Below are 12,094 nucleotides of genomic sequence, written 5' to 3' on the forward strand. Positions count from 1 at the left end.
CCGTCCGTGCTTACTCGTGCCGATGCCTGGTGCGCGCCGCTATGGACCCCACCAGGCGCGCTGCCGCGGCAGTTTCCCACAGATAAGGGGGCGACGCGAAAACCGCGCGTCATCCACACGGGTGAGTCCGCCGCGGCGCCGCCCTGCTACAACCTGCACCGATTATCGAAACGCCTTCTCGAAATTCGAGCGAGGCCCCACACGGAGACGCGCCGCATGACATCCGCCGCCCCCGCGCTGCCCCTACGTCCCACGCCGCAGGTCCCCGGTCTGCCGCTGCTCGGCAACGTGCTCGACATGGCCAGGGACCCGGCCCGCTTTTTCCTGCAGTGCTATCGCAAGTACGGCCCGGTGTGCCGACTCAAGGTGCTGGGTCAGCGTTACGTGCTGATCGCCGGGGTCGAGGCCGCGAACTTCCTCGGCACGCGCGAAGGCAAGGAGTGCCTGCGCTCCAAGGAGTTCTGGGAAGGTCTGGTGCAGGAATACGGCGCCACGCGCGTGCTCACCGGCTCCGACGGCGAGGCGCACAAGCAGTTGCGCGACATCATGCGCCACGGCTACTCCAAGGAGTCCATCAAGGGCCGCTACAACGAGCTCGTCGACATCACCGACAAGGCGCTCCAGCGCGACTGGCCGGTCGGCACCGAAGTGCCGGTTCTGCAGGCGATGCAGTACCTGGTCGTCGACCAGCTCGGCACCATCCTGACCGGCGCCGCGCCGCTGGAGTACGTCAAAGACATCCGCATCACCATCCTGCACATCCTCAACGTGCTGGTGACGCGCCAGCGGCCGAAGATCCTGCTCAAGCGCCCGGTCTACAAAAAGGCCAAGGCGCGCGTGTTCGAGCTAGGCTACAAGATGATCGAGCAGGCCAAGGCGCGCTACGGCAAGGTGCCGCAGGGCGAGCGCAACCTGATCGACGACATCTACGCCGCCCACGTCGAAACCCCTGAGGTGATGCCGGCGTCCGATCTGATCGTCTCGCTGACGGGTCCCTACGTCGCCGGTCTGGACACCGTCGCCAACACGATCTCCGCGGTGGTTTACTGCGTGCTCAAGCATCCCGAGGTCAAGGCGCGCGTCCTCGCCGAGGTCGACGCGCTGTTCGCCAAGGGGCCGATCAACGAAGAGACCTTCATGAAGGAGCTGCCGGCCCTCAACGGCGCGATCATGGAGACCATGCGGCTGTATCCGATCGCGGTCGCGCAAATGCGCACGGCGACCAAGGACTTCGTCTTCGAAGGACACCAGATCTACGCGGGCGAGATGATCTACATCGGCACCTCGGTGCCGCATTTCATGGGCGAGTACTGGCCCGAGCCGGAGAAGTTCGACATCGACCGTTACGCCAAGGGCCGTGCCGAGCACATGCAGCCGGGCGTCTACTCACCCTACGGCCGCGGCCCGCACACCTGTCTCGGTAAGAGCCTCGCCGAGGTGCAGATGGCGATCTCGATGGCGCGCATCTTCCACAAGCTCGACATGGAGTTGGAGTCGCCCGACTACGTGCTCAAGACCAAGACCGCACCGACGCCGGGGCCGGCCAACGACTTCAAGGTGCGGGTCAAGGGGCTGCGTCACTGACGCCAGCCGCAGACCGCACGGCTGCGGCCGACGACTCGGATCGGTTGCGTCCGCGTCGTCGCGGACCCTGTTGCGGCCACGCCCAGCCTTGGATCTTCGCCGCCGAGGGCCACAATCGTCGGGCAACGAAAAACCGCGGCACGAGGCCGCGGTTCCTTGTGCAGCGGGTGCGGACTTTAGATCGCGCGGATCTGCGTCGCCTGCATGCCCTTGGGGCCGCGCTGCGGCTTGAACTCCACGCGCTGGCCTTCGGTAAGGGTCTTGAAGCCCGTGCCCTGGATCTCCTTGAAGTGCGCGAAAAGATCTTCGCCACCCCCGGTGGGGGTGATGAAGCCGAAGCCCTTGGCTTCGTTGAACCACTTCACGGTGCCGGTGGAAACATTGCTCATGGATACATTCCTTGGATTGAAGTAAAGAACAGGCTCGCCCGCCTGCAGGGTGCATGCGATCAAGGAAGGCATCAGGAGGCAACGTGCCGGCCTAACGATGGCCGCGCAACCACTCGGTGTCTATGGCTTGAAACGACTGCGGCGCGCACTCTACGCGAAAGCAAGGCCGCTGTCGAATTCCTGGTACGGGCGACGCGAAAGCCGCACCCGCGCCGTCATTCACGGCCGCGCTTGCTCAACCATGGTGTGATCAGGTCCAACGGCAGCGGAAACACGATCGTCGAGTTCTTCTCGCCGGCGACGTCGATGAGGGTCTGCAGGTAGCGCAGTTGCAGCGCCTGCGGCTCCTTGGCCAGCTCGCTGGCCGCCTCGCGCAGCTTGACCGCGGCTTGATACTCGCCTTCGGCGTGGATGATCTTGGCGCGGCGCACGCGCTCGGCCTCGGCCTGGCGCGCAATCGCGCGGATCATGCTCTCGTCGAGGTCCACATGCTTGATCTCGACGTTGGCGACCTTCACGCCCCAGGCGTCGGTGGCCTTGTCGAGGATCTCCTGCAGGTCGCGATTGAGCGCATCGCGCTCGGTCAGCATCTCGTCCAGCTCGTGGCGGCCGAGCACCGAGCGCAGCGTCGTCTGCGCGAGCTGGCTGGTGGCCTCGTAGTACTGCGCGACCTGCAGCACCGCCTTGGCCGGATCGACGACGCGGAAGTACAGCACGGCATTTACCTTGACCGAGACGTTGTCGCGCGAGATCACGTCCTGCGGCGGCACGTCCATGACCACGGTGCGCAGGTCCACGCGCAGCATCTGCTGGATCACCGGAAACACGTAAATCAGGCCCGGTCCGCGCGTCGCCGTGTAGCGGCCGAAGGTGAGCACGACGCCGCGCTCGTACTCGTTGAGAATCTTGATGCCGGCGACGATCAGGCCGATGACGACGGCGATGAGGGCTCCACTCAGTCCGAGCATGGTGTTCTCCTGGTTGGTGGATTCAGTTCACGGGTTCGACCTCGAGCCACAGGCCGTCGCGGCGAATGACGCGCACGCGCTGCCCCTTGGTCAGCGGATGCGTCGTGCGCACGCGCCAGCGCTCGCCGGCGAACTCGACCCAGCCTTCGGACTCGAAAGCCTCGAGCGCGACGGCATGCTGGCCGGCAAAGCCGCCGTCGCCGGTGACCACCGGCGCACGCCGCGCGCGCCACAGCAGGAACAGGGTGATGCCGAGCAACGCGACGGCCGACACGGCGATGCCGGCGATGACCCCGAGGTTCACCGCGTAACCGGGCACGTCGGCGTCCATCAGCAGAATCGAGCCGAACACGAAAGCCACCGCACCGCCGATGCCGAGCACGCCCAAGCTCGGCGCCAGCGCCTCGGCCACCATCAACGCCACGCCGAGCAGAATCAGCGCGAGACCCACGTAGTTCACCGGCAACATCTGGAAGGCGTACAGCGCCAGCAACAGGCTGATCGCGCCGACGATGCCGGGCACCAGCGCGCCGGGGCTGTAACCTTCGAGCAGCAGCCCGTAGATGCCGATCAGCATCAGCACGTAGGCGACGGTGGGATTGGTCAGCACGCTCAAGAGCCGAATGCGCCAGTCCGCCTCGATGGTCTCGACGCGCAGACCCGCGGTGCGCAGCGTCTGCTCGCCGGCTGCGGTGTGCACGCGGCGGCCGTCGGCCGCCTGCAACAGCTCGGCGACATCGGCGGCGATCAGCTCGACCACGTTCTGCGCCTGTGCCTGACTCGCCGAAAGCGACGCGCCCTCGCGCACCGCGGATTCGGCCCAGTCGGTATTGCGCCCGCGCTGCTCGGCCAGACCGCGGATGTAGGCGACCGCGTCGTTGATCACCTTGGCCTGCCCGGCGTCGTGCGGCGGCTCGGCGGTCTTGGTGTCGCCGTCCTCCCCCGGCTCGCGGCGCTCGTCGCGCGCGCCCGGCAGCGGCCACGAGCCGCCGACCGGCACCGGCGTCGCCGCCCCCAGATTCGTCGCCGGCGCCATCGCCGCGAGATGCGTCGCGTAGAGGATGTAAGTGCCGGCGCTGGCCGCCCGCGCGCCACCGGGACCGACCCAGCCGATCACCGGAATCGGCGAGGCGAGGATGCCGCGGATGATGTCGCGCATCGCGCTGTCGAGCCCGCCCGGGGTGTCGATACGCAGCACCAGCGCCTGCGCGCCGCCATCGACCGCGCGGGCATGGGCTTTCTCGAAATGCGCGCTGCTGGCCGGGCCAATCGCGCCGTCGATCTCGACCAGCGCGACGTAGGAAGCCTGCGCCGCCGAACTGCATACGGCCGCAACAAATCCGGCGATGGCCAGCCACCGGTGCATGACCCGCAGTATACGCCGCGTGCGCGCCGCCACACACGGCGCAGGGGTGGCCCCTCACCCGTGGACGGCGAGCACCCGCTCCACCGCACCGGAGCGGTAAAAACCCTCCAGGCCGCGGCGCAGGATCGCCTCGAGCAGCTTTTTGCGCTTGAGCACCTTGAGCACGTGGGGCGCGAAGTGCATCGCCTCATCGAGCATCATCTGCCGGGTCACGCCGATCTCGTCGAGCAGCGCGCTCAGCGTGCGGTTGCCGTACAACTCGAAGAAGGCGTCGATGCCGGCATCGATCAGCGTGGTGTAGATCTCGGTCTTGCGCAGCTCGCGCCAGAACTCATAGCCGATGACGAACAGGTCCTCGATGTCGTCGGCGGCGAGGTCCTCGCGCAGGCCGCCGAAGTGCTCGAACTTGAGCTTGTCCCAGATTTCGCGCGTCATCCGGCGCAGGGCGTCTTCGTTCAGATGCCGCAATACGAATTCGGCACTGCGGCGCGAAGTCGCCTCCACGCTCTTGGCGACGTAACGGCGCAACTGGTCATCGAGCATGTGCTCGATGCCTGGCGAGGCCTTGTTCAGCACGCTGCGGCCGAGCTTCATCACCGAACCGGCGCCGGGGAGGTTGCGCGTGAGCTCGCTGCCGCGCGCCAGATAGTCCTTGATGCCGTGATAGAGCAGGTCCGAGGCAAAGGCGATGTAGATCGGACTGCCGACGACCGCGCGCAGCAGCTTCTCGCGCAGGGACCGCAGTTCGAGGAGCTTGTCGACGAACTCCTCGTAGCGTGCATGCGCGACCACGTCCTTGAGCGCGGTGCGGTCGTGGATCTTGTGCGCGTACAGCGCGCGGGCGATGGCCGAGACCAGCTCCGGCAGCCCGCCGCCGAGCTCGATCTCGGCGGCGTAGGTGCGCGCGGTGTCCTTGATCATGCGCGCACTGACCACGTCCTTGAGCTTGAGGCGCGCAGCGTCGGCGAGCAGGCCGTCGAGCTGCAGTGCGATCAGTTCACGCAAACCCTCGCCGGTGAGCTCATCGACGAGATAGGCCACGTGGGCATCGAGCAGCGCGTCGGCCACACCCTCGGCCGTCTTGGTCTTCGACACGGGAGCCTCCGGTTCGGCCATGGCGCGACACGATAAGGGGTGTGGCGCGCCCGCGCATTGACTGCGCCGGGCACTGCGCTGGCGCGCGGGCGAAGCGATCACACTGGCCCGCCTTACGGCATGCTGTGCATGTGCTGCACGACCTGTTCACTTCCCGCGACTATCTCGATGCCCTCGAACGCCACGGCAGCGTCGGCACCGGCACCGGCTGGACGCCGCTACCGGAGCTGCGCGCACCGACGTATCTGAAGACGCATTCCTGGGGCGAGTTCGTCTTCGATTTCCAGATCGCGCAGGCCTACGCGCAGCGCGGCCTCGACTACTACCCCAAGCTGGTCTGCTGCGTGCCGTACACGCCGGTCCCGGGACCGCGTCTACTCGCCGATGACGACGCCGGGCGCACTGTGCAGGCCGAAATCCTGATCGAGACCGCGCGCACGCGCGGCGCCTCCGGCGCGCACGTGCTCTATCCGCAGGCCGCCGACGCCGCAGTGCTCGAGGGTCTGGGCTGGCTGCGGCGCGAACAGCTCCGCTACGTCTGGCACAACCGCGGCTACGCCGACTTCGATGCCTTTGTCGACGCGCTGTCATCGAAGCGGCGCAAGAACATCCGCCGCGAACGCCGCCTGGTTGCCGAACGAGGCTTCGACATCGCCTGGCAGCGCGGCGATGCGCTCACCGGCGACGACTGGGAATGCGTCTATGCGCTTTATGCGCGCACCTATCATCGGCGCGGACAGGCGCCCTATCTCGCCCGCGGCGTCCTGCGCGACTGGGCCCGTGCTTTCGGCGCCCGCATGCAGTTCTGCACCGCGCGCCGCGGGAACCAGATCCGCGCGATGGCGTTCTTCTTCGTCGATGGCGAGCGCCTGTGCGGACGTCATTGGGGCGCGGCGGTCGACGACGAGTTGCTGCACTTCGAGCTGTGCTACTACCAGGGCATCGACTACGCGATCCGCCATCGACTCGCGGTGTTCGACGCCGGCGTGCAGGGCGAGCACAAGCTGCTGCGCGGCTTCGATCCGCTCACCGTGCCGTCGTTCCACTGGTACGCGCATGCCGGCTTTGCGCGCGCGATTGCGGACTTCTATGCCGAGGAACGCGGGCACATCGCCGCGCAGTGCCGCGCGCTAGCCACGCACAGCGCGTATCGCGAACGCAGTTAGCCCGACTTCGGCCAGGTCAGCACGGCGAAAGCGGCGAGCAGCGCCGCCATCGACACCAGCCAGCTCGCAAAGCCGTACTCGCCGGCGGCGGCGGCCAGCGCCGCGAGCAGCGCGAACAACAGCGCGAGCCCGGCCTCGATCTGCTGGCCCAGCGGCCATTCGCCGAAACGAAAGTGGAGCGCTCCGGCGCGGATACGGGTGAGGATGAGCGCGAGCGTGCCGAGTACGACGATGAGGGTGATGAGCTGGGCCATGCCGCGCAGAATGCCCGATCCGGCCGCGACCGTCAGAAGCGCAGCAGCACCGAACCCCAGGTCATGCCGCCGCCGACGCCTTCGAGCAGCACCAGATGACCGGGCCGGATGCGGCCGTCGCGCACCGCCTTGTCGAGCGCCAGCGGCACCGAGGCCGCCGAGGTGTTGCCGTGGCGCGCGACCGTGGTGACGACGCGCTCGCGCGGCACGCCCATCTTGTCGGCGGTGGCATTGATGATGCGCAGATTGGCCTGGTGCGGCACGAACCAGTCGAGGTCGCTGCCCTTGAAGCCGTTGTGTTCGAGCGCCTCGCGCGAACACTCGTCGAGCACGCGCACCGCGAGCTTGAACACCGCCTGGCCGTCCATCTCCAGGTAGGGATTGCCACGGATCTGCCCTTCGGCGATACCGCCGGCGACGCGCAGGATGTGGCTGTAGCTGCCGTCCGCGTGCAGATGGCTCGAATAGATGCCCGGTGCATCGGATGGCTTGAGCACGACTGCGCCGGCGCCGTCGCCGAACAGCACGCAGGTGCGGCGATCGTTCCAGTCGAGCAGGCGCGAGAACACCTCGGCGCCGACCACCAACGCACACTTGTGCGCGCCGCTGGCGACGAACTTGTCGGCGGTGGCGAGCGCGTAGATGAAGCCGGTGCACACCGCCTGCACGTCGAAAGCCGCGCCGCGCTTGATGCCGAGCTTGGCCTGTAGCAGGCAGGCGGTGGACGGGAACACCATGTCCGGCGTCGTCGTCGCGACCACGATCAGGTCGATCTCGTCGGCGCTGACACCGGCCGCGGTCATCGCGTTCTGCGCCGCGCGCAGCGCCAGGTCACTGGTCAGCTCGCCGTCGGCGGCGACGTGGCGCGCCTCGATGCCCGTGCGCGAGACGATCCACTCGTCGCTGGTGGAGATCCGCGATTCGAGTTCCTGGTTGGTGACGACACGCTCCGGCAGATAGCTGCCGGTGCCAACGATCTTGGAGTAGGCCATCGCGCAAGCTTAGCCGAAGCCGGCCGCGATGATGCGAGCGGCAAAACCCCGCCGCCGTGCCGGCCGGCGGGGTCGGGAGTGAGCCTCAGAAGCGCGTGCTCAGGCGTAAATATGGCTGCAGCCCCGGCGCCTCGTAGAGCGTGCCGGGATAGCTGTTGGCGAAGGCCGTGTAGGACACCGGCGGCTGCTGGTCGAACAAATTGATTACGCCGACGAGGAGCTGCGTCTGCCAATCCGGGATTTCCAGGCCGACCTGGACGTTGTGATAGAACACGTCGCCGAGCTCGTTGGTCGAGTCGTCGTTGCCGTCGGACAGATCCGGGTCCGGATCCGAGCAGACCCCGATGTCGCGCAGCGAGGGTTCGATACCGTCATTGCAGAACTCTGTCGTGCTGCGGATGTAGCGCACTATCCAGCTCGCGCTCCAGACGTCACGCGTCCAGGCGATGCCGAGGTTGGCCTTGACCCGCGGCAGCGGCGTGTCACCGAAGTTCTGGCCGGCGCCAGGGAACTTCTGCTCGCTGCCGTCCACAGTCGGCAGGAAGCTGTCGTAGTTGATCAGATACTGCGAGTCGAACGTCAGCTTGAAGGTGCCCAGGCCCTCGACCAGACGTTCGATCGGCAGCCGGTACTCGAGGTTGAAATCGACGCCGGAGGTTTCCAGGCGCGAGAAGTTGAACGTCGCGGCGCGGATGAACTGGATGCTGCCGGTGCCGTTGTTGTTGCGAACGACGAAGTCGCAGACCTCGGGGCGCCCGCTGGTGCGCTCGGCGTTGTAGCAGACGTCGAGGATGAAGTCCGGGCCCAGGTTGGTGATGAAGTCGTCGAGCTTGATGTTGAAGTAGTCGACGGTGACCCCCAGATCGGGCGCGAAGTCCGGGCTCCAGACGATGCCGGCGGTGATGGTGTCCGCCGTCTCTGGATCGAGATCGCGGTTGCCGGAGAACTTGGTCAGGATCTGCGAAGACAACTGATCCGCATCGGTGACGCCGTCCTCGGCACAGTTGGCCTCGGCATTGCTCCCCGGCAGCGGATCGACGCAGGGATCGTCGAGCGCGGGGTAGCTGTCGGCCTCGCCGAGATAAAGATCGGTGAGCGAGGGCGCCCGGAAGGCCTGCGAGACGGTGCCGCGCAGCATCAGGCTCGCGATCGGCTTGTAGCGCAGCGACACCTTGCCGGTGGTCGCCGGGTCGAAGGTGTTGTAGCGGGTGTAACGGCCGGCGAGTGACAGGCCCAGCTCCTCGGCGTACGGCAGGCCCGCGAGGATCGGCAGATCGAATTCGAGATAAGCCTCGCTGGCATAGTAACGGCCCTCGGTGCGGCGGCGGATGTTGGTGCTGCTGATGCCAGCCTCGACGAAGGGATCGGGCTGTTCGGTGAACTGGTCGCTGCGGTACTCCACGCCGGCGGCGACCCCCAGCGGCGCGGCGAGTCCCGGCACGGAGAAGAAGGTGGCCGCATTGGCGTACAGATCCTCGGTCTGCGCCTGCTCGTAGCTCGATGCGGTGTAGCTGATGTAGTTCGCCATCTCCGGGGTGATGCTGCCCGGACCGCCGAACAGATTGAGCGGCACGCAGGGCGCGACGCAGTCGGCGTCCGGACCGATCGCGCGCGCCAGGCGCTCGATGTTGACGTCACCGCGGTGCACGTTGGTGTTATCCGAGCGGCCGAGTGAATAGCCGGCATCCCAGTTCACCGAGGTGTTCAAGATGTCGACGAGGCCGTCGACGCTGGCGCGCGCAAAGATAGTCTTTTTGTCGCGGCCGAGAAAGCGCGGTCCGAGTTCGACCAGACGCCGGGCGAGGATGCCGGTGCCGATCAGACCGTCCTCGCCAGTGCGGCCGATGTCCTGATCGAAGGGGTTGAAGCGCTGGTCGGCAGCGATGTAGATGCTGTTGTATGGCGGGAACAGTAGATCGCCGAACAGCAGGGGCGTCTCCGCAAGCTGGCGCTCGGTCTTGCTGTTGTTGTAGAGCAGCAGGAGGTTGAAGCGCAGACCGTCGGTGAACGCGTGGCTGGCCTTGCCGAACAGCGTGGTCTGCTCGAATGGCGTCAGCAGGTAGTTGATCGGCGCGAAGTTGTAGGCGTCGTTGACGGCCGGATCGAGCGAGGTGTTGTTGTACGGCTCGTACAAGCCCCGCACCGTCGCCGTGGTCTCGGACGCATCCCCGATGATCGCCGGGTAGTCGAGGTCCGGGCGCAGAATCATCTGGCACAGCTGCACGCCGCCGAGCTGCGGATCGGGCAGCGGCGGCGCACCCGGGATCAGATCGCCGATGACCCCGTTGGCGACGTCGGCGGTCAGACTGGGGCACAGCTCGGTGCCGAGGATCGCGCCGTTGGCGGGAGTGGGCACAAACAACAGTGTACCGCGCGGCGTGAACAGACTGCCGCGGGTCAGGCCGGTACCGAACTTGGGCTCGCGCGAGATCGCGCGGTCGCCTGCGAACAGATCGTCCTGACGCACGAAGCTGATGTCGAAGAACATCGACGTCTGCGCGTTCGACGTCCCCACCGTGAAGTTGTAGGCCTGCTGCAAACCCTTACCGTCGTCGAAGGCCCCGGCCTGCGCGCGCACCTCGACGCCGTCGTAGTCCTTCTTGGTGATGATGTTGACCACGCCGGTGATCGCGTCGGAACCGTAGATCGCCGAGGCGCCGTCCCTGAGGATCTCGATGCGCTCGATCACCGAGACCGGGATGGTGTTGAGGTCCACCGCGGCGAGATTCGCGAAACTGGTGCCGGCGACCCAGCGGTGGCCGTCGACGAGCACCAGCACGCGCTGCGAACCGAGGTTGCGCAGGTCGATCTCGGTGGTACCGGAGCCGCCGTTGTTGAACTGGCGGTTGAGCGCGGAACCCGCTGACGGCAGTTCCTGCAGCAGGTCGCCGATGTTGGTCAGACCGGTGCGTTCGATGTCCTCGCGGCTGACGATGGTGACCGGCTGTGCGGTCTCGAAGTCGGCGCGCCGGATGCGCGAGCCGGTGACCTCGATGGTATCGAGCCGGGCGCTGTCCTCGGGCGCGGCCAGGGCCTCCTCGGGCGGCGTATCGTCGCGCAGCGGCTCGACCTCGATCATCGCCGTATCGGCATCCTCCGCATCGTCCGGGGTCGGCGACGGCGCGTCAGGGACCGGCTGGACATCTCCCAGGGCCTGAATCTCCGCAGCCGCTTCGGGCGGCGTCTCGAGGCTTTCCTGAGCCGCTGCCCCCGTGATGATCATCGTCAGCAAAAGCGCCGCGACGCCCTGACCGCCCCAAACCTGCCTGCTCATGTACATCCCCTGTCGATCACGCTGGGACCCCCGTCGAAGAGGGCCGACAATGTCGTCATTTTACGCACGGTAACGTAAGCCGTTGCTGATGTCGCGCGGGTTTTCCCCCAAGCTCCGTCGCCGCATCGCTGGCCGGTAAGATGCGTCCCCGCCCGTCTGGATGCCCGATTCCGATGATCTTTCGTGAACTGCTGGACAGCCTGCGCCGCGACGACGAGGGGTGGCAGGTCGCTGTCGGCGAGGATTGGTTGCAGGGCCGCACCGCCTTCGGTGGTCTACAGGCGGCGCTGTGCGTGCGCGCGCTACGCGATCACGTCCCCGCCGACCTGCCCCTGCGTGCGCTGCAGACGACCTTCGTCGCGCCGGTGCCGGCGGGCATGGTACGCCTGCAGGGGCGCGTGCTGCGCATCGGCGGCTTCACCGTGCACGCCGAATGCCGCATCGTGGACGGCGAGCAGACGCTGTGTCTGGTGGTCGCGATCTTCGGCAAGTCGCGGGGATCGGAACTCGCCATCGCGCCGCCTCAGCCGGATGCTGGGCGCGCCGCCGACGGTGGACGTGAGTTCCGGTACGTCGAGGGCGTGACGCCGGCGTTCACGCAGCATTTCGTGATGCGCTGGTCGCAGGGCGGCTTTCCGTTCCAGGGCGCGAGCGAGCCGCGCACCTGCATTCATGTGCGCCACCGCGAGGCACAGGCGCTCGACGAGACGCATCTGATCGCGCTCGCCGACACCGTGCCTTCGCCGGGGCTGTCGGTGCTGCGCAAGCGCGCGATGGCCAGCTCGATGACCTGGACGCTGGAGCTGTTCGATCAGCGCACGCAGTTTGCGTTCGATGCGTTCTGGCGCATGGATACCGAGGTGACCGCCGGCGCGGACGGCTATCTCGGCCAGAGCGCGCAACTGTGGACGCCGGATGGCAGACTCGCCGCACTGAGCCGGCAGTCGGTCGTCGTCTTCGGCTGATGCGACGTCCGCATGCGCGGCGACCTCGATCGAGTGCTTGC

10 protein-coding genes are annotated in these 12,094 nt (G+C 67.1%); 3 read left to right on the plus strand and 7 right to left on the minus strand.

The window, feature by feature from the left end:
* Positions 1–216: 216 nt before the first annotated feature.
* Positions 217–1,584: a cytochrome P450 gene (locus ABSH63_RS07410; protein ID WP_352888675.1), complete on the plus strand. Its 1,368-nt coding sequence runs from the start codon at positions 217–219 to the stop codon at positions 1,582–1,584.
* Positions 1,585–1,760: 176 nt separating this feature from the next.
* Here ABSH63_RS07410 and ABSH63_RS07415 read toward each other — a convergent pair whose 3' ends face one another.
* The 4 genes from ABSH63_RS07415 to ABSH63_RS07430 form a co-directional block, all read right to left on the minus strand.
* On the minus strand, positions 1,761–1,973 hold the full coding sequence (locus ABSH63_RS07415; protein WP_352888676.1) for a cold-shock protein: 213 nt from the start codon (positions 1,971–1,973) through the stop codon (positions 1,761–1,763).
* Between the two features lie 215 nt (positions 1,974–2,188).
* Positions 2,189–2,941 carry a slipin family protein gene (locus tag ABSH63_RS07420; RefSeq protein WP_352888678.1) on the minus strand — a complete coding sequence of 251 codons (753 nt, stop codon included), beginning with the start codon at positions 2,939–2,941 and terminating at the stop codon, positions 2,189–2,191.
* 22 nt (positions 2,942–2,963) lie between these two features.
* Positions 2,964–4,307 carry an NfeD family protein gene (locus tag ABSH63_RS07425; protein ID WP_352888679.1) on the minus strand — a complete coding sequence of 448 codons (1,344 nt, stop codon included), beginning with the start codon at positions 4,305–4,307 and terminating at the stop codon, positions 2,964–2,966.
* A gap of 54 nt (positions 4,308–4,361) precedes the next feature.
* Positions 4,362–5,402 (minus strand): hypothetical protein, encoded by a 1,041-nt coding sequence (locus ABSH63_RS07430; RefSeq protein ID WP_352888680.1) that lies wholly within the window; start codon positions 5,400–5,402, stop codon positions 4,362–4,364.
* A gap of 41 nt (positions 5,403–5,443) precedes the next feature.
* Here ABSH63_RS07430 and ABSH63_RS07435 point away from each other — a divergent pair, with 41 nt between their 5' ends.
* Positions 5,444–6,568, plus strand: a complete 1,125-nt coding sequence (locus ABSH63_RS07435; RefSeq protein ID WP_352888681.1) for a peptidogalycan biosysnthesis protein — start codon at positions 5,444–5,446, stop codon at positions 6,566–6,568.
* Here ABSH63_RS07435 and ABSH63_RS07440 read toward each other — a convergent pair.
* The 3 genes from ABSH63_RS07440 to ABSH63_RS07450 all read right to left on the minus strand — a co-directional run bounded on the left by ABSH63_RS07440 (position 6,565) and on the right by ABSH63_RS07450 (position 11,088).
* The gene (locus ABSH63_RS07440) at positions 6,565–6,822 is read right to left on the minus strand and encodes a hypothetical protein (protein WP_352888682.1); all 258 of its coding nucleotides are present in this window, start codon (positions 6,820–6,822) and stop codon (positions 6,565–6,567) included. The genes ABSH63_RS07435 and ABSH63_RS07440 overlap by 4 nt on opposite strands.
* A gap of 32 nt (positions 6,823–6,854) precedes the next feature.
* Positions 6,855–7,814, minus strand: coding sequence for a beta-ketoacyl-ACP synthase III (locus tag ABSH63_RS07445; RefSeq protein WP_352888684.1), 960 nt, complete (start codon positions 7,812–7,814; stop codon positions 6,855–6,857).
* A gap of 85 nt (positions 7,815–7,899) precedes the next feature.
* The gene (locus ABSH63_RS07450; RefSeq protein ID WP_352888685.1) at positions 7,900–11,088 is read right to left on the minus strand and encodes a TonB-dependent receptor plug domain-containing protein; all 3,189 of its coding nucleotides are present in this window, start codon (positions 11,086–11,088) and stop codon (positions 7,900–7,902) included.
* Positions 11,089–11,261: 173 nt separating this feature from the next.
* Between ABSH63_RS07450 and ABSH63_RS07455 the strand changes: the two genes are divergently transcribed.
* Positions 11,262–12,053, plus strand: a complete 792-nt coding sequence (locus tag ABSH63_RS07455) for an acyl-CoA thioesterase (RefSeq protein ID WP_352888686.1) — start codon at positions 11,262–11,264, stop codon at positions 12,051–12,053.
* Positions 12,054–12,094: the final 41 nt, after the last annotated feature.

Source organism: Sinimarinibacterium thermocellulolyticum (assembly GCF_040327995.1).
Lineage (GTDB): Bacteria > Pseudomonadota > Gammaproteobacteria > Nevskiales > Nevskiaceae > Solimonas > Solimonas thermocellulolyticum.

Excerpts from the sequence above, each read along its gene's own strand:
- ABSH63_RS07410 (WP_352888675.1), top strand. The coding sequence starts at position 217 with ATGACATCCGCCGCCCCCGCGCTGCCCCTACGTCCCACGCCGCAGGTC.
- ABSH63_RS07415 (WP_352888676.1), bottom strand. The coding sequence starts at position 1,973 with ATGAGCAATGTTTCCACCGGCACCGTGAAGTGGTTCAACGAAGCCAAG.
- ABSH63_RS07420 (WP_352888678.1), bottom strand. The coding sequence starts at position 2,941 with ATGCTCGGACTGAGTGGAGCCCTCATCGCCGTCGTCATCGGCCTGATC.
- ABSH63_RS07425 (WP_352888679.1), bottom strand. The coding sequence starts at position 4,307 with ATGCACCGGTGGCTGGCCATCGCCGGATTTGTTGCGGCCGTATGCAGT.
- ABSH63_RS07440 (WP_352888682.1), bottom strand. The coding sequence starts at position 6,822 with ATGGCCCAGCTCATCACCCTCATCGTCGTACTCGGCACGCTCGCGCTC.
- ABSH63_RS07445 (WP_352888684.1), bottom strand. The coding sequence starts at position 7,814 with ATGGCCTACTCCAAGATCGTTGGCACCGGCAGCTATCTGCCGGAGCGT.
- ABSH63_RS07450 (WP_352888685.1), bottom strand. The coding sequence starts at position 11,088 with ATGAGCAGGCAGGTTTGGGGCGGTCAGGGCGTCGCGGCGCTTTTGCTG.
- ABSH63_RS07455 (WP_352888686.1), top strand. The coding sequence starts at position 11,262 with ATGATCTTTCGTGAACTGCTGGACAGCCTGCGCCGCGACGACGAGGGG.